At 65.2% G+C, this 25,627-nt stretch carries 23 protein-coding genes, 4 tRNA genes and 1 riboswitch; of the genes, 17 read left to right on the top strand and 10 right to left on the bottom strand.

Annotation, left to right across the window (positions count from 1 at the left end; translation table 11 throughout):
* Positions 1-172: 172 nt before the first annotated feature.
* Genes U0034_RS04090 through U0034_RS04100 form a run of 3 tightly spaced genes read left to right on the top strand, consistent with a single transcriptional unit; the run spans position 173 to position 2,236 of the window.
* Positions 173-868: an SCO family protein gene (locus U0034_RS04090; protein WP_085224071.1), complete on the top strand. Its 696-nt coding sequence runs from the start codon at positions 173-175 to the stop codon at positions 866-868.
* A gap of 36 nt (positions 869-904) precedes the next feature.
* Positions 905-1,360: a copper chaperone PCu(A)C gene (locus tag U0034_RS04095; RefSeq protein WP_085224069.1), complete on the top strand. Its 456-nt coding sequence runs from the start codon at positions 905-907 to the stop codon at positions 1,358-1,360.
* 18 nt (positions 1,361-1,378) lie between these two features.
* Positions 1,379-2,236, top strand: coding sequence for a cytochrome c oxidase assembly protein (locus U0034_RS04100; protein ID WP_085224067.1), 858 nt, complete (start codon positions 1,379-1,381; stop codon positions 2,234-2,236).
* 81 nt (positions 2,237-2,317) lie between these two features.
* Here U0034_RS04100 and U0034_RS04105 read toward each other — a convergent pair whose 3' ends face one another.
* From U0034_RS04105 to U0034_RS04120, 4 genes are all read right to left on the bottom strand, one after another.
* Entirely contained in the window at positions 2,318-2,797 is a 480-nt protein-coding gene (locus U0034_RS04105) for a GNAT family N-acetyltransferase (RefSeq protein WP_085224065.1), read from the bottom strand.
* Between the two features lie 106 nt (positions 2,798-2,903).
* The gene (locus tag U0034_RS04110; protein ID WP_158243544.1) at positions 2,904-3,752 is read right to left on the bottom strand and encodes a M91 family zinc metallopeptidase; all 849 of its coding nucleotides are present in this window, start codon (positions 3,750-3,752) and stop codon (positions 2,904-2,906) included.
* A 253-nt stretch (positions 3,753-4,005) separates the two neighbouring features.
* On the bottom strand, positions 4,006-4,245 hold the full coding sequence (locus tag U0034_RS04115; RefSeq protein ID WP_085224063.1) for an NAD(P)-dependent oxidoreductase: 240 nt from the start codon (positions 4,243-4,245) through the stop codon (positions 4,006-4,008).
* Positions 4,242-4,859 carry an FMN-dependent NADH-azoreductase gene (locus U0034_RS04120; RefSeq protein ID WP_085224060.1) on the bottom strand — a complete coding sequence of 206 codons (618 nt, stop codon included), beginning with the start codon at positions 4,857-4,859 and terminating at the stop codon, positions 4,242-4,244. Before U0034_RS04120 ends, U0034_RS04115 begins: the two co-directional genes overlap by 4 nt.
* Before the next feature lie 109 nt (positions 4,860-4,968).
* On the opposite strand from U0034_RS04120, the gene U0034_RS04125 reads away from it, so the two are divergent.
* A complete protein-coding gene (locus U0034_RS04125; RefSeq protein WP_085224058.1) occupies positions 4,969-5,403 on the top strand; it encodes a winged helix-turn-helix transcriptional regulator in 435 nt (144 codons plus the stop codon).
* A gap of 451 nt (positions 5,404-5,854) precedes the next feature.
* Here the strand turns inward: U0034_RS04125 and U0034_RS04130 are convergent.
* From U0034_RS04130 to U0034_RS04145, 4 genes are all read right to left on the bottom strand, one after another.
* A tRNA-Cys gene (locus U0034_RS04130) sits at positions 5,855-5,928 on the bottom strand.
* A gap of 127 nt (positions 5,929-6,055) precedes the next feature.
* Positions 6,056-6,131, bottom strand: a tRNA-Gly gene (locus U0034_RS04135).
* Between the two features lie 69 nt (positions 6,132-6,200).
* A tRNA-Gly gene (locus U0034_RS04140) sits at positions 6,201-6,276 on the bottom strand.
* A 110-nt stretch (positions 6,277-6,386) separates the two neighbouring features.
* A complete protein-coding gene (locus tag U0034_RS04145) occupies positions 6,387-7,730 on the bottom strand; it encodes a gamma-glutamyl-gamma-aminobutyrate hydrolase family protein (protein WP_085224056.1) in 1,344 nt (447 codons plus the stop codon).
* Positions 7,731-7,975: 245 nt separating this feature from the next.
* Between U0034_RS04145 and U0034_RS04150 the strand changes: the two genes are divergently transcribed.
* The 8 genes from U0034_RS04150 to U0034_RS04185 all read left to right on the top strand — a co-directional run bounded on the left by U0034_RS04150 (position 7,976) and on the right by U0034_RS04185 (position 18,631).
* Positions 7,976-9,355, top strand: coding sequence for an amidase (locus U0034_RS04150; protein WP_085224054.1), 1,380 nt, complete (start codon positions 7,976-7,978; stop codon positions 9,353-9,355).
* A 97-nt stretch (positions 9,356-9,452) separates the two neighbouring features.
* The gene (locus U0034_RS04155) at positions 9,453-9,971 is read left to right on the top strand and encodes a disulfide bond formation protein B (protein WP_085224053.1); all 519 of its coding nucleotides are present in this window, start codon (positions 9,453-9,455) and stop codon (positions 9,969-9,971) included.
* A gap of 374 nt (positions 9,972-10,345) precedes the next feature.
* Positions 10,346-11,878 carry a xanthine dehydrogenase small subunit gene (gene xdhA, locus U0034_RS04160; protein WP_085224050.1) on the top strand — a complete coding sequence of 511 codons (1,533 nt, stop codon included), beginning with the start codon at positions 10,346-10,348 and terminating at the stop codon, positions 11,876-11,878.
* Positions 11,875-14,271, top strand: a complete 2,397-nt coding sequence (gene xdhB, locus U0034_RS04165; protein ID WP_085224048.1) for a xanthine dehydrogenase molybdopterin binding subunit — start codon at positions 11,875-11,877, stop codon at positions 14,269-14,271. Before xdhA ends, xdhB begins: the two co-directional genes overlap by 4 nt.
* A gap of 18 nt (positions 14,272-14,289) precedes the next feature.
* Positions 14,290-15,375: a xanthine dehydrogenase accessory protein XdhC gene (gene xdhC, locus U0034_RS04170; RefSeq protein ID WP_085224046.1), complete on the top strand. Its 1,086-nt coding sequence runs from the start codon at positions 14,290-14,292 to the stop codon at positions 15,373-15,375.
* Entirely contained in the window at positions 15,356-16,384 is a 1,029-nt protein-coding gene (locus U0034_RS04175; RefSeq protein ID WP_085224044.1) for an adenosine deaminase, read from the top strand. Before xdhC ends, U0034_RS04175 begins: the two co-directional genes overlap by 20 nt.
* Before the next feature lie 33 nt (positions 16,385-16,417).
* The gene (guaD, locus tag U0034_RS04180) at positions 16,418-17,764 is read left to right on the top strand and encodes a guanine deaminase (RefSeq protein WP_085224042.1); all 1,347 of its coding nucleotides are present in this window, start codon (positions 16,418-16,420) and stop codon (positions 17,762-17,764) included.
* A gap of 67 nt (positions 17,765-17,831) precedes the next feature.
* Positions 17,832-17,996, top strand: a riboswitch (yybP-ykoY riboswitch).
* Positions 17,997-18,052: 56 nt separating this feature from the next.
* Positions 18,053-18,631 (top strand): TMEM165/GDT1 family protein, encoded by a 579-nt coding sequence (locus U0034_RS04185; protein WP_085224041.1) that lies wholly within the window; start codon positions 18,053-18,055, stop codon positions 18,629-18,631.
* Positions 18,632-18,683: 52 nt separating this feature from the next.
* On the opposite strand, the gene U0034_RS04190 is transcribed toward U0034_RS04185, so the two are convergent.
* Entirely contained in the window at positions 18,684-19,385 is a 702-nt protein-coding gene (locus U0034_RS04190) for a DUF4136 domain-containing protein (protein ID WP_085224483.1), read from the bottom strand.
* 189 nt (positions 19,386-19,574) lie between these two features.
* Between U0034_RS04190 and pepN the strand changes: the two genes are divergently transcribed.
* The 5 genes from pepN to U0034_RS04215 all read left to right on the top strand — a co-directional run bounded on the left by pepN (position 19,575) and on the right by U0034_RS04215 (position 24,333).
* On the top strand, positions 19,575-22,253 hold the full coding sequence (pepN, locus tag U0034_RS04195; RefSeq protein ID WP_085224039.1) for an aminopeptidase N: 2,679 nt from the start codon (positions 19,575-19,577) through the stop codon (positions 22,251-22,253).
* A 178-nt stretch (positions 22,254-22,431) separates the two neighbouring features.
* Positions 22,432-22,713: a type II toxin-antitoxin system RelE/ParE family toxin gene (locus tag U0034_RS04200; protein WP_085224481.1), complete on the top strand. Its 282-nt coding sequence runs from the start codon at positions 22,432-22,434 to the stop codon at positions 22,711-22,713.
* Between the two features lie 11 nt (positions 22,714-22,724).
* Positions 22,725-23,150, top strand: coding sequence for a HigA family addiction module antitoxin (locus U0034_RS04205; protein ID WP_085224037.1), 426 nt, complete (start codon positions 22,725-22,727; stop codon positions 23,148-23,150).
* A 36-nt stretch (positions 23,151-23,186) separates the two neighbouring features.
* Entirely contained in the window at positions 23,187-24,203 is a 1,017-nt protein-coding gene (locus tag U0034_RS04210) for a class 1 fructose-bisphosphatase (protein ID WP_085224035.1), read from the top strand.
* Positions 24,204-24,257: 54 nt separating this feature from the next.
* A tRNA-Thr gene (locus U0034_RS04215) sits at positions 24,258-24,333 on the top strand.
* A 111-nt stretch (positions 24,334-24,444) separates the two neighbouring features.
* On the opposite strand, the gene pobA is transcribed toward U0034_RS04215, so the two are convergent.
* Entirely contained in the window at positions 24,445-25,623 is a 1,179-nt protein-coding gene (gene pobA, locus U0034_RS04220; RefSeq protein ID WP_085224479.1) for a 4-hydroxybenzoate 3-monooxygenase, read from the bottom strand.
* Positions 25,624-25,627 lie beyond the last annotated feature (4 nt).

Raw genomic sequence — 25,627 nt, forward strand, 5'->3', positions numbered from 1 at the left:
TCGCCGCCATCCCTCCCCTTGCTGCGGCAAATTGTCTCGCGACGCCGCGACGCGTGCCCCGCGACCGAACGCCCGCCCGGCTTTTGCGCTATAGTCGCAGCCGCCGCGCCGGCGTCCCCGCCCAAACGAGCGCCGGCCCCAAGCGCCCGCACGACCGCAATTCGAGTTACGGATGCCGATACGTCTTCATGCCGCCCATTCGCCGTCCCGCGAACCGAGGTCCCCGAATGCCACCGCCCTGCCTGCCGACGGCCGTCGTCGCTCGCCGCTGCACTACGCCGGTGCGATATTCGCCGCCGCGGCGTTCGCGGTGCTTGCCGCCGGCTGCTCGCAAAGCGGTCCGCCCTGGCAGTTGACGAATGTCTCCGGGCATCTGCCCGATCTGCAATTCACGCTCACGGCGGACGACGGCAAGCCCGTGGACGCGTCCCACTTCAAAGGCCAGACGACACTCGTCTATTTCGGCTACACGCACTGCCCCGACGTATGCCCCGAGACAATGGCGCGCTTGATGCAGGTACTGGCGAAGCTCGGTGAGAAGGAATCCGAGCGTGTGCGCATCCTGTTCATCTCGGTCGATCCCGCGCGCGACACGCCACAGGCGCTGCACGACTACGTCGGTGCATTCGATGCGCGCCATGCGCGCGGGCTGACCGGCACGGACCGTCAGATCGAATCGCTCGCGCGGCGATACCGCGTGGCCTATCAGATGGAAAAACGCGATCCGAGAGGCAACTACGAGGTGACGCACAGTTCGGCCGTCTACATTTTCGACGCGCAAGGCCGCGCGCGGCTGCTGGCAACGGACAATGACTCGCCCGATGCGATTGCGCACGATCTGCGCCGCGTCATCGCGACCGCTTCCTGAAACCCTTTCGATTCGCTCATGGAGCCGACTCAGCCAATGAAACGTCTACCGTTCACTCTCCGGGCCGCCGCCGGTGCGCTCTCGTTGCTCGCCTTCGCCACCGCCGCGCACGCGGCCGCCGTCAGCGCAGCCGACGCCTGGGTGCGCTGGTTGCCCAACAAGTTGCCGGCCGCCGGCTACGTCACGCTGACGAACACGAGCGACAAGGACGTCGACCTCGTGCAGGTCTCGAGCCCCGACTACGACAGCGTGATGCTGCATCGGACGATTTCGAACGGCTCCACTTCCCAGATGGTCATGGTGGACAAAGCGACGATTCCGGCGCACGGCACGTTGAAAGCAGCGCCGGGCGGCTATCACTTCATGCTCGAAGAGCCGAAGCACAACGTTGCGCCCGGCGATACGGTGCATCTGAAGATGAAGTTCTCGGACGGAACGACGCTCGATACGTCATTCCCGGTCAAATCACCCGCGCAAGCGCAGAGCAAGTAGCGAGGCGATCGTTTTCCTATGCAGTGGCTGATCTGGCTCGAACCGTGGGAGCCGTCGCCGACGGTCGTCGTCGCCATCGTCGGTGCGGCGATTCTCTTTGCACGCGGCGTGCGGCATGCGCGCGTGTCGCTACCGCGACAGGCCGCATTCTGGTTCGGGCTGATCGCGCTTTATGTCGCGCTCCACAGCCGGCTCGATTACTACTTCGAGCACGAGTTCTTCATGCACCGCCTGCAGCACCTGGTGCTTCATCATCTCGGGCCGTTCTTCATCGCCTGGTCTTACCCGGGTGCCGCGCTGCGCGCGGGCATCCCGTTCAGTTGGCGGCAACGCTTGTTCAAACCGGCCATGGCGGCGAAGCCCGTACGGGCGACGCTCGACATCCTGTTCCACCCCGTCGTCGCCGTGGTGCTTTTCGTCGGGCTCATCTATTTCTGGCTGCTGTCGCCGATTCACTTCAAGGCGATGCTCGACTGGCGGCTTTACCGCGTGATGAACTGGAGCATGGTGATCGACGGGCTGCTCTTCTGGTGGCTCGTGCTCGACCCGCGCCCCGCGCCGCCTGCGAGGCTGTCACCGGGGCGGCGCATCATGATCGTCGTCGCGGCCATCCCGCCGCAGATCCTGCTCGGCGCCCTGATCTTCTTCACGCCGCATGAGCTTTATCCGATTTATTCGATCTGCGGCCGCGCCTTTACCTGGCTAAGCCCCATACGCGACCAGCAGATCGGCGGGCTGCTGCTCTGGATTCCGGGTTCGATGATGAGCGTGTTCGGCGCGTTGATCGCGCTGCGTCACTGGATGCGGCTCTCCGCGCGCAGCCGGCTGATCGACGAACGTTCCGCGCACTCGTCAAATGCCGAGCCGGCACGCTGATCGCCGCATCGATCGACTGCAGGCAAGCGCCGCAAGTACGCCGGCCAGCCGATAGGCCGGGGCCGCGCCTTTTATCGCATGTCAGCTCGAACGCATCCAGACGTGCGCGATGCCGTCCTCGTCGTGGATCTCGGATACGGGGCGAAAGCCGAACGCGCCATAGAACTTCTGCAAGTGAGCCTGGGCATGCAAGCGGATGGGCACGCCGGGCCACTGTTCGTCGATGTGGTTCATCGCGCGGGCAAGCATGGCATTGCCCAGGCCGATACCACGAAAGGCAGAGGTGGTCAGCACCCGCCCGATCCTTACGTCAGGCTCCGCCGCATCGGGCAACAGCACGCGGAGGTAGCCAGCGAGGTTCGTCCCGCCGCGCTGACAGGCGAAGAGATGCCATGCGGACTTGTCGAGATCGTCGATGTCGCCATAGACACAGTCCTGCTCGACGACAAAGACTGCGCTACGAGCAGCCAGAATGTCATAGACCTCGACGGAGGTGAGTTCGGCGAATGGCTTCCAATACCATTCGAGGTCGCCGAGCGCGGCAAACGTGTGGTCGGTCATTGGATACGTTGTGGTGTACGAAGGCTTGGATTATCGCTCGAAGCAGGTGCATCGGTGCGCCCTGCCATCCACACGCGCAGGACGGCCGCCTCGACGAGCGCGCCGTTCATGGAAGCAACCGCCTGCGCTGCATTCTGACGACGGCGGTATCGTCGTCATAAATTATCGCAGCGTCATGCGAATAATGCGGCCGGCGAGCGAGACCGATCTGATGCCTGAATGCGTTCTCGGATAACGCTTCCTGGCTGAAGGAACCCAGGCCAACCGTCCTCGCTTCCTCATGCAGCAACGCTGGCCAAAGCGGATTTTGCGCGTCGTTCGGCGCCACTCTTATCCGCTCCCCGAGAAGATTGTGGAAGACATGGACCAATTCGTGGAAGAGCACCGCGGCGTCGGATTTCAGGCGATCGGCCGAGGAAACACCCGGACTCTGCGCGACAGAGAAATTGCAATGCAATTCAGAACCCGTTCCTTTACCGTTGTCCGCATCTTTCTGAACGTGCGGGATAACGCCAAGTAGATGCCCATCGAGAAAAACATCCACCCGCTGACGCTTGAGTGTCGCGGTGGCGTCGATGCAATCGAGGAGGGTTCGCCCAACAGGCGCCGACTCGACGATGCCCAGCGCGGCTTCGAACTGCTCGAACGCCGCTGCATCGCTGCCTTCGATGAACACATTCCGGCTCTCTCGCAGCCACTTAACGCGGGAACGCCTGCGAGCATCCTTCAAATCGATTCGAGTTTCCTTGCGTTTAAACATGAGCCGCAAGCCGAGGTTCAATCCGAGATCGGGGCGTCGGTCCCCAGGGGGGTCAGTGGTCTCCGGTACCGCTTCCGGACCGACAGTGGAGCCGGAGCCATAAGTCAGCGGCGGCATCAGGCGAACGGCATCGAGGTGGGTGGCCTGTTCGTGATCGCCGCGATCCGAAAGAACCTGGGGGGCATCAGCTTGCATCGATTGCCGATCGCCTTGCGCCTTCTGTAAGCGGGGCCGAAACATTCGCTTTCCTAGCGAGAGGGCCACGTCTGCACACGCCGTTCTCGCGAACTGTCGGATGGTGACGAACCTGCTGCAACCATTCGCGAAGACTCCCCACGAGGCCGCATGTTTGCCGACCTGAAACGGAACGTTTGTTGGCTTCGTCAGGAGCGCGAATCATTCTGGTGAGCAACGGCATTTCTACATACCGCGACGGCGTTTACCACTCTCACTTCTGCCAGGTGCGCGCGTGGCGCCGCGCGCAGCCGCCGATCCAACTCAAAGATAAAAAGCAGATTCGCAAGCTTGCTGGCTGCATAGCGAGGCATCCATTTGTAGGGATGCGCACCAGTGTCCAGTCCAGGTCCGAATTGGCGACCAATTCGCCAGTCGCCTTGATGTCCTCATACCCCTTGCGCGCAATAACCTTGAACAACAGCGCGATGTTTTTTCCGGGCCGTGATGTCACGCAGCCTTCGCCAATAAGGCTTTGATGGCCGTTTCGGTGTTGGCGATTGCGGCCTTCGCCGCATCCGGGCCCAAAACCGTGCCTTCGACACGCACCACTTCAACGTCGGTCAAGCCGATGAAACCGAGCAGATGCAGCAGATAGTTGGTCTGAAAGTCGAACGGTGCCCAGGCACCTTCCGAGAACACGCCGCCGGCAGCGGTAACGAGATAGACCTTTTTGCCGGTCAGCAGCCCCTTCGGCCCCGTATCGCCGTAGCCGAAGGTGACGCGCGGCCAGGTGACGTGATCGAACCACGCCTTGAGCTGCGAGGACGGACCGAAGTTGATCATGCCCGAACCGAGCACGATCACATCGGCGACCTTCAACTCATCGACCAACTCTTGCGCGACCTTCACCGCCTCGCCCTGTTCCGGTGTGCGATCTTCGGGCGACGTGATCCGGCCTTGGATGTAGGCCGGCGTGATGTGCGGCGGCGGATTCGCGGCGAGGTCGCGCACGGTCAGCAGGCCGCCGGAGCGGGCCTGGATGCCTTCGGCGATTTCGGTGGCAAAGCGGGTGGAAAGACTGTCAGCCCCGCGCGGGCTGGTAGTGACAAGCAGGGTGTGGCTCATGGTAGCCCCTAGGTATAAAATAAGTACCAGGTAATAGATATATCCTGACTTACTAGCTAATACGAAGGATGGTATTGTTCCTGCCGTTTCCCCACAAGAAGGCACACGCATGTCACTTAGTCACACTGAGCTACCTGCCGATATGCCTGCACCTGACGCTGGCGGCTGCCTCGCAACCCGTGAAATCCTGGATCGCATCGGCGACAAGTGGAGCCTCTACATTGTCGCCATGCTGGCTAATGGCCCGCGGCGCTTCAACGAATTGAAGCGTGGCATCGACGGCATTTCCCAGCGGATGCTGACGCTAACCTTGCGTGGGCTGGAACGCGATGGACTGGTAACGCGAACGATGTATCCGACGATTCCTCCGCGTGTCGATTACGAACTCACTGACATGGGAAGAACGCTGTTGAAGCCGGTCATGGCGTTGGTCCACTGGGCGAACGAGAATCAAGTCGCCATTGCCGAGGCGCATAAACGTTTTGACGAGGAGCCGGAGCCAGATCAGGTCTTGGTTCAGGGCGTTGTCTACCAGCGTCGATAACCGAGCCTAGGCTGTAGGCTTGTGCAAACACAGCGACGAAATCCATCCAACTGACGGCTCGCGTTGGACCTGTTCCAATGGGCACGTCGACGGCGTCGAAGAACCCTATCGATTCACCGGCCCGGAAGCACTGATCCGGGAGTTCATCGCGGAAGTCACACGCAGGAGGGCAACGTGAAAACCGCCACTATTCGCATCCGTCGGGACACAGCAACCGCGCTCGCGGAGATGGGCGAGCATTTCATCAGAGCCTGACACGAAGGCAAGTCCGACACGGATACATTCGAATTCGAATCGCCCAAAGCGCTGTTTTCCGTGCTGACGCCGAAGCGCTGAGAATTGATGGAGCGTCTACAGGCGCTTGGCAAACGGGTTCCGATGAACGAACGCTACACCGCTTGCTCAGACAAACAAAAGCCCCGACGGCGCAAACCGTCGGGGCTTCGATATTTGGAGGCGCGAGCCGGAGTCGAACCGGCCTAAACGGCTTTGCAGGCCGCTGCATAACCGCTTTGCTATCGCGCCGTAAGCGGATTTATCGCACCGTTGCCGCCACACGGCCACAACGATTGCGGTTTTTGTCGATTCAGCGCCGGTCTCGGCTCTCGGCTGCCAAATACTAAACAAAAAGGGAAGCTCAGCTTCCCTATCCTGGAGCGGGAGACGAGTCTCGAACTCGCGACCTCAACCTTGGCAAGGTTGCGCTCTACCAACTGAGCTACTCCCGCTTCGACCTGCATGCAAAGTGTCCCGCACCGTGCCCGTTGACCGGACCCGCTAGACCCCTTCGCGAAAACTGGAGCGGGAGACGAGTCTCGAACTCGCGACCTCAACCTTGGCAAGGTTGCGCTCTACCAACTGAGCTACTCCCGCAGTCTTGCGTCTCTCGGCGCTTCCTAAAAAATCGTGCGCGCCGGAGAAACGAGATTATGTATAAGCCGCTGAATCGTGTCAACACCTTTGCGCACACAGAAAGCGCATCGTCAGAATCGCGTCTCGCGTGCGGCGCGCAGGAAGCTGTCCAGCAGCGGCGTGCAGTCGAGCAGCTCCGCCCCGCCCGCGCGATGAAACTCGGGATGCCATTGCACGCCCATCACGAACGGCGCCCGCCGGTAGCGCACCGCCTCGATGAGCCCGTCCGACGACGACACCGCCTCCACGCTCAGATCGCGCCCGAGCGTCTTCACCGCCTGATGGTGAATCGAATTGACGATGGCCTCGCGGCGCCCCGGGAACATGTTCGAGAGCGAGGAGCCGTCGGGAAAGCGCACCGAGTGGCGATGCTGATCGTAGCGCTCGTTCACGTGCACGCCCGCCGTGGGTACCTCGGTTGCGATGTCCTGGTACAGCGTGCCCCCGAACGCCACGTTGATCAGTTGGCAGCCGCGGCAGACGCCGAGCACCGGCTTGCCCGATTCGACGAACTCGTGCAGCAGTTCCAACTCGTACATATCGCGCACCCGGTCGCCCGGCCATTCGGCCCGCGCTTCCGTGGCCGCGTATGTCTGCGGTGAAACGTCCGCGCCGCCTTGCAGCAGCAGACCATCGAGGTGCTTCGCGTAATCGCGCAACCGGATATTGCTCGGATGCAGCATGCCCTGGTGCCCCACCGTCGGAATCATGAACACCATGACATCGCGCGACATCACCCAATGCGCCACAGATTCCTCCAGGTACTGCAACGTCTTGCCTCGCAGGCCCATCGCACCGGGCTCGGGGTGGAAGATGCGTGCCGATACGCCGATGCGCAGGGTGCGCTGAGTGATGCGTTGCCCGGCGCGGTCGAAGAGTCGGCGCGCACGCGCGGCAACGGTACGGCCGAACACGCTCCATGGCGAGTCGTTTTGCCTCAAATAAGCGGGCTTCGTAGGCGGCGCGCCGGCGCCGGCCGCGCCCGCCGGCGGCGGACGCCACGATTCGAAATCGGGCGGCGCACCGAAGCCGGGAGGCGGGCCGCTCTGGTTACCGGCCCGCTCGCCATCGTGAGCGGCAGCCTCTTGCGCCGCGGTCTCTTGCGCGGCGCTCGCGCGCGCTTCGGCGGCATCGGCCTCCTGCGCGGCGTGCGGCGCGGCTCCCTTGGCCGGCGCCACGGCCGACGCGCTCTCCAGGGTATCGCTCGACGCACGCGCGGCCGCTTGCGCCGCGGGCGAGCCCGGCGCGGCGGACGACGACCCGCCGCGCACGTCGGACGATGCCGCCGTTGCGGGAGCGGAAGCCTGGGGAGCCGGAGAAGCCGGCGAGGCGGGAATGTGGAACGAATCGCTCGAAGAAAATTCTGACGAGTCCGAGCCGGGTTGCCCGGCTTTCGGTGGCGTGTTTTCGCTCATGACGATAGGCTGACGCGTTGCACGTGGAAGCGATGAGGACCCCCATTATCCGCCAGCACGCAAATTGGCGGCAATTTCGGCTCGCCGGGCCCCTCCAGCAAGGACTGCCCACTCGCCTGCGCCGCGCTACAATGCCCTGCTGCCCCCGTGCCGCCGCAGTGGCGACGCAGTGGCGAGTAAGGCCGGAAGATCGCTCCGCGCCACGGGCGCGGCCTGCCCCGCCCCGACCCGACCCGACGACGCCCATGACCATCGATTTCGCCCAATTCCCGCCTCTTTCCCGCCTCGCCGCCGATCTGGCCGCGGGCAAAACGACGAGCCGGGCGCTCGTGGAAACCGCACTCGCGCGCATTGCCGATCCGTCCGGCCAGGGAGCAACGGTCTTCATGCACGTCGATGCCAATGCCGCCCTGACGGCCGCGGACGGCTACGATCGCTTGCGTGCAGCCGGCGTCGTGCCGTCTCCGCTCGCCGGCATACCCGTTTCGGTCAAGGATCTTTTCGACGTGGCGGGCCAGGTCACGCGGGCCGGCTCGCGCGTTCTCGCCGATGCGGCACCGGCCGAAGCCGACGCGGTGGCCGTCACGCGCCTCAAGCGCGCAGGCGCCGTTATCGTCGGGCGCACGAACATGACGGAATTCGCGTTTTCCGGGCTCGGGCTCAATCCGCATTACGGCACACCGCTCTCGCCATACCGCCGCAACGAACCGGGCGAAGGCCGGATTGCGGGCGGCTCGTCGTCGGGCGCCGCGGCCTCCGTGGCCGACGGCATGGCCGCGTTTGCGCTCGGCAGCGATACGGGCGGCTCGGTGCGCATTCCCGCTGCACTGTGCGGCCTCGCGGGGTTCAAACCCACCGCGAGCCGTATTCCGCGCACAGGCGCCGTGCCGCTTTCGACGACGCTCGACTCGTTCGGGCCGATCGGCGTGTCCGTTGCCTGCTGCGCCCTCGTCGATCGCGTGCTCGCCGGCATGCCTGCGCGCGTGCCCACGCCACGCCGCGTGGAAGGGCTGCGCCTCGGCGTGCTCACGCATTACGTGACCGACGGCATGGAGCCAGGCGTCGCGACCGCCGTCGATGCGGCCCTCAAGCATCTCGAGGCTGCCGGCGCGATCCTCGCCGACGTACGCTTCGCCCCGCTCGAGCGCCTGCCCGAAATCAATCGTTTCGGCTTTTCGGCGATGGAAGCCTATGCCTGGCATCGCCGCTTTCTCGCTGCGCAACGCGAGCAATACGACCCGCGCGTGCTCGCACGGATACTGAAAGGCGAAACGGCGCGCGCCGTCGACTACCTCGATCTCGTTGCCGAGCGCGAGACGCTGATGCACGCGGCGGAAGAAACCCTGTGGCAGCACTTCGACGCTATCGTCGCGCCGACCGTGCCGATCGCTCCGCCGCGCGTAGCCGACTGCGCCCGCGACGACGAAGCTTACGCACATATCAACGCGCTGGTGTTGCGCAACCCGAGTGCGTTCAACGTGCTGGACGCCTGTGCGATCTCGCTGCCGTGCCACCGGCGCGGCGACGCGCCGGTCGGCCTCATGCTCGCGGCAGGTCCGCACCGCGACGACGCGCTGCTCGCGACAGCGCTCGCCGTCGAGCGGGTAATCGACTCGATCCGCTAGCGGCCGCCGCGCCGCACCGCGCTACATGGCATGGCACCCCATCTAGCGGCGCCAAGCACTAGAATGCATCGATTTCGTACCTCGGAGCCCTCGCTTCATGAATGACTTTCTTTCGCTGCGCCGCGAGCGCCGCCTGCTCGTCCTGCTCGGATGCGTCTGTCTAGGCCTGCTGGGCGGAGCACTCTATCTGCAGTTCGCAAAGGGGGAAGATCCCTGTCCGCTTTGCATCATCCAGCGCTATTTCTTCGTGCTGATCGCCGCCTTCGCCTTCGCGGGCGCGGCCTGCAAGGGCTGGCGCGGCATCGGCGCCTTCGAGGTGCTGATCGCCATCGCGTCGGCGGCCGGCATCGCTACGGCCGTACGCCATCTTTCGATCCAGCTTCATCCGGGTTTCAGCTGCGGTTTCGACACGTTGCAGCCAATCGTCGACGGATTGCCGCCCGCGCGTTGGCTGCCGAGCGTGTTCAAGGTGGCCGGGCTCTGCGAAACGGTCTACCCGCCGATTTTCGGCATCCTGCTGCCCGGTTGGGCACTCATCGCCTTCGCGCTCATTTTTGTCTGCGTGGTCGCGAGCCTCTGGCGCCGACGCGGCAAGCGGCGCCTGAACCTCGCGTAAAGCACGCACGGTCGGTCGCCGGTAGCCGGTAGCCGCTTGCGGCGCGCAACGCATCATCTCGGGCCGCACGGCCGGCGGCCGCGCACCTGGCGCAGCTTGAAGCGACTCGAAGCGGCGTGAAGCTGCGCAATGCGGTTTCGAGCCGCTCGCCCCATACCGGCGGGCGCCTTCTTCGCCGCCGCGCGCCCCTGCAACTTCCGCGCGCGCCGCGCATCGTACTTATGCGGGCGCTGATAGCCCGCATCAGCACGCCGCGATCTTCTCCCTTTATTGCGGTGCTATCTTTTGTCACAGATGGCGATCCACGTGCGCCCGGCGGTCATGGCCGCCCCTCGCGTAACGCGCGCCTGATCCGCACCTCACAGGATTCGGCTATGACGACGCACTCCATCCGCTTTTACTACCGCGGCGCCGTGCACCACGTGCAAGGCGCGCCCTCCACGCGCACCGTTCTTCAATACCTGCGCGAGGATCTGCGCTGTACCGGCACGAAAGAAGGCTGCGCCGAAGGCGATTGCGGCGCCTGCACGGTCGTGATCGGCGAGCTCGATCCCTACGGGGCGCTCGTGCTCAAACCCGTCAACGCCTGCATTCAGTTTCTGCCCACGCTCGATTCCCGCGCGCTCTTCACCGTCGAGGACCTGCGCGGCAAGGACGGCAGGCTGCACCCGCTGCAACGATCGCTCGTCGACTGCCATGGCTCCCAATGCGGCTTTTGCACGCCCGGGTTCGCCATGTCGATGTGGGCGCTCTACGAGAACCGCCTGCCCGCGGCCGGCGCTCCTTCGCGCGAAGAAATCGCGACGGCGCTTTCGGGCAACCTGTGCCGCTGCACCGGCTATCGCCCGATCGTGGACGCGTGCCAGGCCATGTTCGACGAAACGCACCACCCGCGCGTGGCGCTCGATCGCGCGCCCATCGCCAATGCGTTGCTCGGCCTGAAGCGAGAAGGCACTTTCGAGTATGCGGGCGCGAAGCCGGGTGATGGAACAGGCGCGAAATTCTTCGCGCCGACCACCGTCGACGCACTCGCCGCATTGCGTCTCGCCCACCCGCATGCGCGCGTGCTCGCGGGCGGCACCGACGTCGCGCTCCAGGTCACCAAGCAGTTGCGGGCGCCGGGCGATCTCATCTATATCGGCGGTGTTTCCGCACTGAAAACGATCGAGCGCACCGGCGAGGCAATCGTCATCGGCGCGGCTGCCTCGCTCGAAGACGCCTATACCGCCTTGACAGCCGACTACCCAATGCTCGCCGAGTTCGCCCGGCGCTTCGCCTCGCTGCCGATCCGTCAGGCCGGTACGCTGGGCGGCAATGTGGCGAACGGGTCGCCCATCGGCGATTCCATGCCGGTATTGATCGCCCTCGGCGCGCAACTGGTACTGCGGCGCGGCGCGCAAGAGCGCGTGCTGCCGCTCGACGCGTTCTATCTCGGCTACCAGAAGACGGCTCTCGAGCCGGGCGAATTCGTCGCGGCGCTGCACGTGCCCCGCCCCCGCCCGCCGTTGCGCTTTCGCGCCTACAAGGTGTCGAAGCGATACGACCAGGATATTTCGGCCGTGTGCGGCGCATTCGCGATCGAGACCGCCGACGGCACCGTCACGTCCGCGCGCATCGCATTCGGCGGCATGGCGGCTACGCCCAAGCGCGCGAGCGCCGCCGAGGCCGTACTGGAGGGCGGAGCCTGGGACGAAGCCGCTTTGCGGCGCGCCATGGCTGCGCTCGCCGGCGATTTCGTACCGCTCACGGACATGCGGGCCACGAGCCGCTACCGTATGACCGTCGCACGCAACCTGCTCCGGCGCTTTTACCTCGAAACGCGCGAGGACGCGCCACTCGGTGCGACCGAACTCGACGTGTTCGCGTTCGGCCAGGCGCACGCGCCTTGCGCCAGGGAGTCCGCATGAGCTCCCGCACCGATGGCAAGACCGCGATCGGCGTCGCGCTGCCGCACGAATCCGCCGAGCTGCACGTAAGCGGCGAAGCGGCCTATACCGACGATCTGCCGGAGTTGGCCGGCACGCTGCACGTCGCGCTCGGCCTGTCGCGTCATGCGCATGCCCGCATCGTCTCGCTCGACCTCGACGCGGTACGTGCGGCGCACGGCGTCGTCGCAGTGTTGACCGCCGGCGACATTCCCGGGGAGAACAACTGCGGCCCGGTGGTACACGACGATCCTGTCCTGGCCGATGAGCTCGTCTCGTACCTCGGGCAACCGATATTCGCCGTCGTGGCGACGAGCCGCGAATCGGCGCGGCGGGCCGCCGCACTCGCGAAGAGCGACGACGTCGTACGCTACGAGCCGCTCGAAGCCGTGCTGAGCGCCGCCGATGCGCGCGACCGGCGGCAGTACGTCCTGCCGCCGCTCAATCTCGTACGCGGCACGCCGGCCGAAAAGATCGCCGCGGCGCCGCGTCGCCTGCAGGGCGAATTCGAGGTCGGAGGCCAGGAACAGTTCTATCTCGAAGGGCAGATCGCTTATGCGGTTCCCAAAGAAGGTGCGAGCCTGCTCGTCTACAGCTCCACGCAGCATCCGAGCGAAATGCAGCAGGTGGTCGCGCACATGCTCGGCTGGCCTGCGCATCGCGTCGTCTGCGAGTGCCGGCGCATGGGCGGCGGCTTCGGCGGCAAGGAGTCGCAGTCGGCGGTCTTCGCCTGTGTGGCGGCACTCGCGGCACACAAGCTGAACCGGCCCGTCAAACTGCGGGCCGACCGCGACGACGACTTCATGATCACGGGCAAGCGGCATGATGCCGTCTATCGTTACGAGGTCGGCTTCGACGACGATGGGCGCCTGCTCGGCCTGCGCATCGAGATTGCCTTGCGCGCGGGCTATTCGGCGGACCTGTCGGGCGCCGTTGCCACACGCGCAGTCTGTCATGTCGACAACGCCTATTACCTCTCCGACATCGAAATCGCGGCACTGTGCTGCAAAACGAACACGCAATCGAATACGGCGTTTCGCGGCTTTGGCGGCCCCCAGGGCGCGCTCGTCACCGAGGTGGTCATCGACGCCGTGGCGCGCGTGCTCGGACGCGATCCGCTCGACGTACGTCTCGCGAACTACTACGGCGTCGGCGAGCGCGACGTGACGCCCTACGGCCAGCGCGTGGAAGATAACGTGCTCGCGCCGCTCACGGCCGAGCTGCTGGCGACGAGCGATTACCGCGCGCGCCGCGACGAGATCGCCCGCTTCAATGCGGCGAGCCCCGTGCTCAAACGAGGCATCGCACTGACGCCCGTCAAGTTCGGCATCTCGTTCAACGTGCCCTTTCTCAATCAGGCCGGCGCGCTCGTACACGTCTATCGCGACGGCTCTGTGCTCGTCAATCACGGCGGCACCGAAATGGGCCAGGGGCTCAACACGAAAGTGGCACAAGTCGTCGCCCACACGCTCGGCTTGCCGCTGTCACAGGTGCGCGTCACCGCCACCGATACGTCGAAGATCGCCAACACTTCCGCTACGGCCGCCTCCACGGGCAGCGACCTGAACGGCAAAGCCGCCGAAGCGGCCGCGCGCACGATTCGCGAGCGGCTCGCCGAGCTCGCCTGCGCCCGCCTGGGCGGCGAGGCCGGCGACGTTCACGAGGTGCGTTTCGCCGACGCCACGGTATCCGTGAACGGGGCGTCGATGCCGTTCGCCGAGCTCGTCAACGCCGCGTATCTCTCGCGCGTGCAGCTTTGGTCGGACGGTTTTTACGCCACCCCCAAAGTCCACTGGGATGCCAAGACGCTCACGGGCCACCCGTTCTATTACTTCGCGTATGGCGCCGCAGTGTCGGAGGTCGTCGTGGATACGCTCACCGGCGAATGGCGGCTCGTGCGCGCCGACCTCCTGCACGACGTCGGCCAATCGATCAATCCGGCCATCGACATCGGCCAGATCGAGGGCGGCTTCATTCAGGGCATGGGCTGGCTCACGACCGAGGAGCTCTGGTGGTCGAACGACGGCCGCCTGATGACACACGCACCGTCGACTTACAAGATCCCCGCGGTCAGCGACACCCCGGCCGCGTTCAACGTCGCGCTCTATCGCAATCAGAATACCGAGCCGACCGTATTCCGGTCGAAAGCCGTCGGGGAGCCCCCGCTTTTGCTCGGGTTCTCCGTTTTTCTCGCGATTCGGGACGCCGTTGCGGCGACTCGGCCCGAGGCCAGGCGCGCGCCCCAACTGCGCGCGCCGGCTACGCCCGAGGCCATCGTCGATGCGATCGAGGCGCTGCATGCGAGCGGCGCGCCCACCCCCGCTAACCGAGGCACGAACGATGCGGCGGCAGAGCGCGTCGCCGGCACAGCCTGAAAAAGGAACGAATCGCGCATGCACGCCTGGTTGTCCGATCTGCAGCAGTTGCTCACGCACGGCGATGCCGTCGTGCTCGTCACCGTTGCGCGCGTCGAAGGCTCCGCGCCGCGAGAGGCCGGCACGAAGATGATCGTCACACGCGAAACCGCGCGTCACACGATCGGCGGCGGCCATCTCGAATGGCGTGCGATCGAAATCGCGCGCGAGGTCCTGCGCGAAGGCGTGCGTGTACCGCGCGCGCGCCGCCTCGAGCGCATGGCGCTCGGCCCGAGCCTCGGTCAATGCTGCGGCGGAGCGGTCATGCTGGCCTTCGAGCGGCTCGATATCGGCGATCTGGGATGGGTCGCCACACTCTCCAAACGGCTGGCTGCGGGACAAGCGAGCGTGCGAAGCGTATCATTCGGCCCTTCGCGCGACGCCGTGATGCTCTCCGAGGCGCCAGCGGGCACCGATGCGCCCGACTGCCTGCTCTGGGACGGCGCCGGCTTCGACGAAGGCAATGCGCTGCTGACGGAGACGATCGTATCGCGCGAGTTCCCGGTGGTGCTGTTCGGCGCCGGGCATGTCGGCGCCGCGCTCGCGCGTGTGCTGGCCACCCTGCCGTGCCGCGTGCGCTGGGTCGACGAGCGCGATGCGCAATTCGGCGAGCAGCTTGCGCCGAACACCGTGCGCGATTTTGCCAACGTGACGATCGAGGCAAACGACGCGCCGGACGAGGCTGTCGACGAAGCCGCGCCGGGTACGTACTTCATCGTGATGACGCACAACCACGCGCGCGACCTGGCGCTTGCCGAGCGCATCCTGCGGCGCGGCGATTTCGCGTTCTTCGGCATGATCGGCTCGCGCACGAAGCGCCGGCAGTTCGAGCATCGGCTCGCCGCGCACGGCATCGATCCGGCGCTCATCGCGCGGATGACGTGCCCGATCGGCATCGACGGCATCACGGACAAGGCGCCCGAGGTCATCGCGATCGCCGCTGCGGCGCAGTTACTGCAGGCCGTCGAAAGCGTGCGCGGCAAGCGCGGTGCCATGCCTGTGCCGCCCCCGTTCAACCCATCTTCGTTTATCCCATCGACCGACCATGACCCCGACATTTGCTGAGAAGATCGCCGGCGCGCCGAAGGCTGAACTACATATCCATATCGAGGGCTCGCTCGAACCCGAGCTCATCTTCAAGCTGGCCCAGCGCAACGGCGTGGCGCTCGCCTACGATTCGATCGATGCCCTGCGCCGTGCTTACGCCTTTACCGATCTGCAATCGTTCCTCGACATCTACTACGCGGGCGCGAGCGTGCTCGTGACCGAGGACGATTTCTACGAGATGACCGCCGCCTACGTCGAGCGGGCGCTTGCCGATCATGTCGCGCATGCCGAGATCTTTTTCGATCCGCAAACGCATACCGAGCGCGGGATCGCGCTCGAAACGGTCGTGGCCGGCATCGAGCGCGCCCTGGCGGAGGGCGAGCACCGCGGCTTGTCGAGCAAACTGATCCTCTGCTTCTTGCGGCATCTGCCCGAGGAGGATGCGCTCGAAACCTTCGAAGCCGCACTGCCGCTCTTCGAGCGTTACGCCCATCGGCTCGTCGGCGTGGGCCTCGACTCCTCCGAGCGCGGGCATCCGCCGTCGAAATTCGAGCGCGTGTTCGCCAAGGCGCGCGCCCGCGGACTGAAGATCGTCGCGCACGCCGGCGAGGAAGGGCCGCCCGCTTACGTCCACGAAGCGCTGGACCTGCTGAAGGCGGACCGGATCGACCACGGCGTGCGAAGCATCGAGGATCCGGCGCTCGTGGCGCGGCTCGCCGCGTCGCGCATCGCGCTGACCGTCTGCCCGCTCTCGAACCTGAAGCTGCGCGTATTCGACGACATGAAGCACCACACGCTGAAGTCGCTGCTATCGGCCGGCGTGGCCGTCACCATCAATTCCGATGACCCCGCCTACTTCGGCGGGTACGTGAACGCCAACTACCTCGCGGCAGCCGACGCGCTCGCGCTCGACGACGCCGAGGTCTACGCCATCCTGCGCAACGGCTTCGAGGCCTCGTTCATCGAACCCGCCCGGCGCGAGGCTTTGATCGCGCAACTCGACGCCTACTGGCAGCGCGCGCACTGACGCCGCGCGCTCGTTGCATCGAACGTATTCGCCATGACCGATACCGATCCGCGCAAGACCGAACGCATTGCTTATCGCGGGAAGCTCCTGACATTCGACGATCGTCCGGACGCATCGGACGAGGCGACCGTTTTCGAAGAGGACGGGCTCTTGATCGTCGAGTCGGGCCGCGTGGTCGCGCGCGGCAGCTACCCGGCGCTTGCCGCCCAGCTCACGGCCGACACGGACGTGCGAGCGCTGCGCGACAAATGGATCGTGCCCGGCTTCATCGACACGCATCTGCACTACCCGCAGACCGACATGATCGCCTCGCCGGCGGCGGGCCTGTTGCCCTGGCTCGAGCGCTATACGTTTCCGACCGAGCGGCGCTTCGCAGACGCTGCCCGCGCGCGCGAGACGGCCGAGTTCTTCCTTGACGAACTGCTCGCCAGCGGCACGACCACGGCACTCGTCTACTGCACCGTGCACAAGGAATCGGCCGATGCGTTGTTCGCCGCGAGCGACGCCCGCAATCTGCGGATGATCGCGGGCAAGGTGCTGATGGATCGCAACTGCCCCGCGTTCCTGCGCGATACGGCGCAATCGGGCTACGACGACAGCGCCGAGCTGATCGCGAGGTGGCATGGCCGCGGGCGCCAGCTCTATGCGCTCACGCCGCGCTTTGCTCCGACCTCGACGCCGGAGCAGCTCGAGGCCTGCGGCGCACTCGCCGGGCAACACGCCGACGTTTTCATCCAGACCCACGTCGCGGAGAACGTTGACGAAATCAAATGGGTGACCGAGCTGTACCCTGGCCACCGCAGCTATCTCGACGTCTATGACCGATATGGCCTGCTGCGCCGCCGCGCCGTTTACGGTCACTGCATCCACTTCGACGACGCCGATCGCGCGCGCATGAGGGAAACGGGTGCCGTGGCGTCGCACTGCCCGACGTCCAACCTTTTCCTGGGCAGCGGCCTCTTCGATATGGGCAAGGCACGCGAGCATGGGATGCCGGTCGCACTCGGCACCGACGTGGGTGGCGGTACGTCGTTTTCGATGCTGCAGACGATGAACGAAGCGCACAAGGTTGCCCGCATGAGCGGCCACTACCTGAGCGCGACGCAGATGTTCTGGCTGGCGACGGCGGGCGCCGCCGAGGCGCTCGGACTCGATGCGCAGATCGGCACGCTCGCCCCCGGCAGCGAAGCCGATTTCATCGTGCTCGATCCGCAGGCCACACCGCTGCTCGCGCGGCGCATGGAGCAGGCCGAAACGCTCGAGGAATCGCTCTTCGCGTTTGCGCTGCTCGGCGACGATCGCGCCGTGCTCGAGACCTACGCGGCGGGCCGCCGCGTACATCGGCGAGGCGAGCGCGCGACGAAACGCAAACGGCCCTGACACGCAAGGCACGGTCAGAAAGGGCAGACCCGAACGGGATGGCAAACCCGCGCGCCTATGCTAGAATCCGTCCCTCATTGGGGAGTAGCCGCCCCGACGCCACACCTTGCCTACGCAAGGTTCGTTTTGCGCGTTCGGGGGCATCCGTCAACAGACTTGGCCCGCGCGGCCATGGCGGATGCAGCCTCTGGCCTGGCGAGACCGATGACCCGCATGCGCGCCGCTTCAGGGCCCGGCGCACGGTGGGTCGTCGCTCGCTCACATCTCGGCCCGAGGAACATCATCGACGTGGAACAAGCCTTTCTCATCTCGACCGGTGCCGTCGCACTTGCCGAAATCGGCGACAAGACGCAGTTGCTTTCGCTCGTGCTCGCCGCCCGCTACCGCAAACCCGTACCGATCATGCTGGGCGTACTCGCCGCCACGCTGGCGAACCACGCGGGCGCCGGCGCAATAGGCGCGTGGCTCGGCGCGCTCATTACGCCAACAGTCATGCAATGGGCGCTCGCCGTCTCGTTCATCGTCATGGGCATCTGGGTGTTGATTCCGGACAAGCTCGACGAACGAGAGGCGAACGTCACGCGCGGTCACCTCGGCGTGTTCTGGGCTACGGTGCTGACGTTCTTTCTCGCCGAGATGGGCGACAAGACGCAAATCGCCACGGTTGCTCTGGCCGCGCGATTTCACGACTTCTTCGGCGTCGTGGCCGGAACGACGCTCGGCATGATGCTGGCCAACGTACCGGCCATCCTGCTCGGCGAGCGGTTCGCTCACCGCCTCCCCACGCGTGCGGTGCACGTCGTCGCGGCGCTGCTCTTCATTGCGCTCGGCGTACTCGCCATCTTTCGAGGCACGGGCGGAGCCTGACTCCGGCACCGGGAACCCGCGCGGGTTGCCGACGGCACCCGCCCCGTCGCTTTCAGCGCGGCGCGGTGGCCGCGCCGCTCGCGCCGGTTGTCGCCGCCGCAGGCACGACGGGCACCTCGTTCGAGGCTGCCCTCCCCTTTTTGTCGACGGGAATCCGCACTGTACGGACCACACCGTTGCCAAGCGGAAAGTCCGCGAGTGCGCCGCGCACCAGGTACGGCATGGCGCGCACGAGCGAGGAATCGTCATCCGTATCCCGGGCGGTCACGTTGTAGACCTCCTTGCCGGTCGAGCGCTCGGTCATGCGGATGCCCAGCGTGTGCGTGTAGACCGGATACGTCTGACTGACGTAGCCCGCGGGAAATGCGCCGAACGGCCCCCAGGGATCGAACGGGCGCCAGTATGGCCCCGCCCAGGGGCTGCCGTAGTACACGGGCTGGCTCACCGTCATCGTATCGCCGCGCGTGTCGTACGAGAGCGACACGAGATAATTCGCCTCGCCGGCAGGGCGGGGCCTGAACGCGTACAGATCGAGCTCGTTGGCCACCAACTGTTCGTAGGTGGCTTCCTCTATGCTGTTTTGCTGCGCGGACGAGCGCGAGAACGCATACGTGCGCGTGGCATCGCTGCCGCTCCATGCCGAAAAGGCCGTGACCTGCGTCGTCACGTAACTCGTACAGCCTGACATCGCCACGGCCGCCACCGCCAACACCGGCACGGCCAGACGCCTTGCCCTATCCCACATCGCCGTCATGCATTCCTCGCCAATCAATCGAAATTCATGCTTCGTCATGCCCGCGATGCCGATGATACGCCCAGCGCCCACCCGCCCCCAATCGGCAAAGTGTGCTTCCGACGACGCAGGACATTTAAGGCCTTTGTACAATGGGCAACGACCTCGCCCGTTCGCGCGAGCCGCAACGCTCTACTAGACCGATCCGCCATGTCCGATACAGCCACTCCCGCCGTCGTCCGGCGCTCAGACTACAGCCCGCCTACGTTTTTGATCGAATCGGCCGCCCTCGAGTTCGATCTCGTACCCGAACGCACGCTCGTCAGCAACACCATGCGCGTTCGGCGTAATCCCGACGCGGCCCCGGCGTCGCATCTCGAACTCATGGGCGAGGCGCTCGAACTCGTTTCCGTCTCGATCGACGGCGCGCCGCACGCGCAGCACCGCACTCATGAACACGGCCTCGTGCTCGAAGGCGTGCCGGACGCGTTCGAACTCACGATCGTGAGCACCTGCAACCCGGCGAGCAATACGACGCTCTCCGGACTGTACGTGTCGAGCGGCAGTTTCTTCACGCAGTGCGAAGCGGAAGGCTTCAGGCGCATCACCTACTTCCTCGACCGGCCCGACGTGATGTCGACCTACACTGTCACGCTGCGCGCCGACAAGACGGCCTATCCGGTGCTGCTCTCGAATGGGAACCTCGTCGATTCGGGCGAGTTGCCCGACGGCCGTCATTACGCGAAGTGGGAAGACCCGTTCAAGAAGCCGAGCTACCTGTTCGCGCTTGTCGCAGGCAAGCTCGTCGCCCTCGAGGAGCGCATCCGCACGGGCTCCGGCAAGGAGAAGCTGCTGCAGGTGTGGGTCGAGCCGCACGACCTCGACAAGACGCGCCATGCCATGGACTCGCTGATCCACGCGATCCGCTGGGACGAAAAGCGCTTCGGACTCGAACTCGATCTCGACCGCTTCATGATCGTCGCCGTGAGCGACTTCAACATGGGCGCGATGGAAAACAAGGGGCTCAACATCTTCAACACGAAGTACGTGCTTGCCAACCCCGAGACGGCGACCGACACGGACTTCGCCAACATCGAGGCCGTGGTGGGCCACGAGTACTTCCACAATTGGACCGGCAACCGCGTAACCTGCCGCGACTGGTTCCAGTTGAGCCTCAAGGAAGGTCTGACCGTCTTCCGGGACCAGGAGTTCTCGGCCGACATGCAAGGCGGCGCGGACGACGAAGCGGCCCGCGCGGTGAAGCGCATCGAAGACGTGCGCGTACTGCGGCAAATGCAGTTCGCCGAGGACGCAGGCCCGATGGCGCACCCGGTGCGGCCCGAAAGCTATGTCGAGATCAACAACTTCTACACGATGACCGTCTACGAAAAAGGCGCCGAGGTCGTGCGGATGTACCAGACGCTGTTCGGCCGCGACGGCTTCAGGCGTGGCATGGATCTCTATTTCGAGCGCCACGACGGGCAGGCGGTCACCTGCGACGATTTCCGCCACGCAATGGCCGACGCGAACGGGCGCGATCTGGCGCAGTTCGAGCGCTGGTACAGCCAAGCCGGCACGCCGCGCGTAAACGTGCGCACGGCATACGATGCCGGCGCGAAGCGCTACACCGTGACGCTCTCGCAACGGTACGCAGAGGCGGCGCCCGCCGCGCACGAAACGCAAAAGGGGCCGCTGCTCATTCCGTTCGCAATCGGCTTGATCGGGCGCGACGGCAACGACCTTCCGCTGCGCCTCGAAGGCGAGCCGAATGCGAGCGGCACGACGCGCGTGCTCGATCTCACGGCCGAGGACGCGACCTTCACGTTCGTGGACGTACCCGAGGCACCGCTGCCGTCGCTGCTGCGCAACTTCTCGGCCCCCGTCATCGTCGAGTACGAATACACGCCCGACGAACTCGCCTTCCTGCTTGCGCACGACAGCGACCCCTTCAACCGCTGGGAAGCCGGCCAGCGCCTCGCCACGCGCGAGCTGCTGACGCTCGCGGGCCGCGCGGCGAATGGGCTCGACAACGCCGTGGTCGCCGCATTCGCGCGCGTGCTGACCGACGAAACGCTTTCGCCCGCGTTTCGCGAACTCGCCCTCGTCCTGCCTTCGGAATCGTATCTTGCCGAACAGATGGTCGAGGCGGACCCGGCCGCGGTCCACGCGGCGCGCCAGTTCATGCGCAAGCGCTTCGCCGTAGCCATGCGCGAGGCGTGGCTGGACACCTATGCGCACCACGTGACCCCGGGCGGTTACGAGCCGAGCGCACAGGCAGCGGGGCAGCGCGCGCTGAAGAATCTCGCCCTCGCTTATCTGGCCGAACTCGACGATCCGGCCGATGCGATCCGTCTCGCGACCGCGCAATACGACTCGGCTGACAACATGACCGATCGCGCCGCGGCGCTTTCCGCGCTGCTCGCGGCCGCGGCAACGTCAGGCGCGCCCACGGCCGAGCGTGTGCTCGATGATTTCTACCGCCGCTTCGAACGCGAGCCGCTCGTGATCGACAAGTGGTTCGCCATGCAGGCAACGCAGCGCGGCAGCGCCGGCCGGCCGGTCATCGAGATCGTACGCAAGCTCATGACGCACCCGGCGTTCACGCTGCGCAACCCGAACCGGGCACGCTCGCTGATCTTCAGCTTCTGTTCGGCCAACCCCTCGCAGTTCCATGCTCCGGACGGCTCGGGCTATGCATTCTGGGCCGAACAGGTCATCGCACTCGATGCGCTGAACCCGCAAGTGGCGGCACGTCTCGCGCGGGCGCTCGAGCTCTGGCGGCGCTATACCCCCAGCCTGCGCGAGAAGATGCGCGCGGCACTCGAACGCGTGGCGGCGCAGGCATCGTCGCGCGACGTACGGGAAATCGTCGACAAGGCCCTCGCCTGAAAAAAACAGAACGCGCGCCACGCTTCGACGAAGTGAAACCGGCACCGGGTGTGCCGGTTTTTTTTCGCCGGTGCCGGTATTGACTGACTGGCCGACTGTCGTCACGCGCCGAGCACGAGCATGATGAATTCGTCGCATATACCCCTTTACATTTAACGTGACGCGTTATATCATGCCGATGATCAAGACATTCGCCGACAAACGAACGGCCGCGCTGTTCGACGGCTATGTCGTCCACTCGCTGCCGCGCTCCATTCAGGCGATCGCATACCGCAAGCTTCAGATGATCGATGCGGCCGAGTCGATCGTCGATCTGCACGCTCCGCCGGGTAACCGGCTCGAAGCGCTGCGTGGCGACCGGGCCGGCCAATGGAGCGTCCGGGTCAATGCACGCTGGCGCATATGCTTTCACTTCGTGGAGGGCGCCGCATTCAACGTCGAAATCGTCGACTATCACTAAGGGAATCTGTCATGGCTATCGAACGTGGTGCGCTGAACCATGCCGACTTCACCGATATCGGCACGGGCGAGCGCCTGGCGGCGATTCATCCCGGGCTCGTATTGCGCGCCGAGTTTCTCGAGCCGCTCGGCATGTCCGTCAACGCGCTCGCGCTGGCGCTGCGCGTACCCGCCCCACGCATCAACGATGTCGTACGCGGCAAACGGGCCGTTTCTCCGGAAACCGCGCTGCGGCTCGCCCGTTATTTCGGCACGAGCGCAAGCTTCTGGCTCGATCTGCAGAATTCGCACGACCTGCGCATCGCGACCGAGACGTCCGGCGAGCGCATCGAACGCGAGATCGAACCGTTGCCCGCGGCGCTTCGCCGGCCGCTCTCTCAGCCGCCGCGTGCGGCAGCCGCCACAAAAACCCGCAGCCGGGGGCGTGCTGGCGGGTAAAATCCATGGCATCCCCATGGCTTTCGGAGTATCGCAATGTCTCTCCAACGACGCACAACCCTCACGAAGTACCTGATCGAGCAACAGCGCGAAAATCACAATCTGCCCGCTGATTTGCGGCTTTTGATCGAGGTGGTCGCCCGCGCGTGCAAGCTCATCAGCTACCACGTCAGCAAGGGGGCATTGGGCGACGCGCTCGGCACGGCCGGCAGCGAGAACGTGCAGGGCGAAGTCCAGAAGAAGCTCGACATTCTGTCGAATGAAATCCTGCTCGACGCAAACGAATGGGGCGGCAACCTCGCCGCCATGGCGTCGGAGGAAATGGAAACGCTGTTTCCGATTCCGTCGAACTACCCGCGCGGCGAATACCTGCTCGTGTTCGATCCGCTCGACGGCTCGTCGAACATCGACGTCAACGTGTCGATCGGTACGATCTTCTCGGTACTGCGTTGCCCGGACGGCCAGGAAGCCACCGAGCAGTCGTTCCTGCAGCGCGGCACGGAGCAGGTCGCGGCCGGGTACGCCGTATATGGGCCGCAAACGGTGCTCGTGCTCACCACGGGCAACGGCGTGAACGGTTTCACGCTCGATCGCGAACTGGGCTCGTGGGTCCTCACCCATCCGAACCTGCGCATTCCCGAAGACACGCGCGAGTTCGCCATCAACGCCTCGAACACCCGGCATTGGCATCCCCCCGTGCAGCGCTACGTGGGCGAGTTGCTCGAAGGTAAGACGGGCCCGCGCCAAACCGACTTCAATATGCGTTGGGTCGCGTCGATGGTGGCCGACGTGCACCGTATCCTGCACCGCGGCGGCATTTTTATGTACCCGGCCGATCAGCGCACGCCTGACAAACCCGGCAAGCTGCGCCTGATGTACGAGGCGAACCCGATGTCGTTCATCATCGAGCAGGCCGGCGGCGCCGCCACGAACGGCCATCAGCGTATTCTCGAAATCGAGCCCAAGAGCCTGCACGAGCGTGTGGCCGTGTTCCTCGGCTCGAAGAACGAGGTCGAACGCGTGACCGGCTACCATCGCGAAGAAAAAAATTAACGAAGGGGCTTGCCACCTGACGCGAGATGTCTCTATAATCGCGTTTCTCCTGATGCCGGAATAGCTCAGCAGGTAGAGCAGCGCATTCGTAATGCGAAGGTCGGGGGTTCGATTCCTCTTTCCGGCACCATAGAATTCAAAAAGGGCTGCAAGCCAAAAGCTTGCAGCCCTTTTTCATTTGCGCGCGTTGCGGCGCGCCGTGCCTCCCGGCAACGGCACGCACGGCGGCAGGCGCCCGCCGCTACGCGGCGAACGGCAGCCCGACGTAGTTCTCCGCCAGCGCCTGCGCCGCCGCCTGCGAGCGCGACACATACTTCAGCTCCGAGAGCTTCAAGCGGTTTTCGAACGGCGTATCCGCGAGCGACGGATGCAGCATGTTCGTCATGAAGTAGGAAAAGTGCTCGCTGCGCCAGATGCGCTCCAGGCACTGCTGCGAATAACGTTCGAGCTCGCGCGCGTCACCCGAGCGATAGCGGGCCGACAGCGCCTTCGACAGAATCCGCACGTCCGACACTGCGAGGTTGAGCCCCTTCGCACCCGTGGGCGGCACGATATGCGCCGCATCGCCAGCCAGAAACAAGCGCCCGTACTGCATCGGCTCGGTCACGAAGCTGCGCATCGGCGTTACGCTCTTTTGCGTGATCGGCCCGACGTTCGGCGTCCATCCATCGTCGTTCTCGAATCGCGTCGCCAATTCGGCCCAGATACGCTCGTCGGACCATTCGTCGAGATTTTCGTCAGGCCGGCACTGCAGGTATAGCCGCGTGACGGACGGCGAGCGCATGCTGAAGAGCGCGAAGCCGCGTTCATGGTGCGCGTAGACGAGTTCGTCGGCCGAGGGCGCGGCATCGGCCAAAATACCGAGCCACGCATACGGGTAGACGCGCTCATAGGTGCGCAGCACATCGGCTGGAATCGTCGCGCGCGACACGCCATGGAAGCCGTCGCACCCGGCGATGTAGTCGCAATCGATGCGCTCGCGCACACCTTCCTTGACGAACGTGAGGTAGGGACGCGCATGCTCGACCTCGTGCAGCGCCACGTCGCCCGCTTCGAAGATGACCTGCTGCCCATGTTCGATTGCCGCGGCGATGAGATCGCGGACGACTTCGTGCTGGCTGTAGACGGTAATCGATCTGCCGCCCGTGAGCGAGGCCATGTCGATGCGATGACGCTGGCGCTCGAAGAGCAGCTCGATGCCGCGATGGACGAGCCCCTCGCGCAGCATGCGCTCGCCGAGCCCCGCATCGATCAGCGTGTCGACGGTGCCCTGCTCCAGCACGCCGGCGCGAATGCGGTTCTCGCAATACTCGCGCGAGCGCGCTTCGACGATGATCGACTCGATGCCCTCCAGCCGCAACAAATGAGAAAGCAAGAGGCCGGCCGGGCCCGCGCCAACGATCGCCACCTGTGTACGCATAGTC

Source organism: Trinickia caryophylli (assembly GCF_034424545.1).
GTDB lineage: Bacteria > Pseudomonadota > Gammaproteobacteria > Burkholderiales > Burkholderiaceae > Trinickia > Trinickia caryophylli.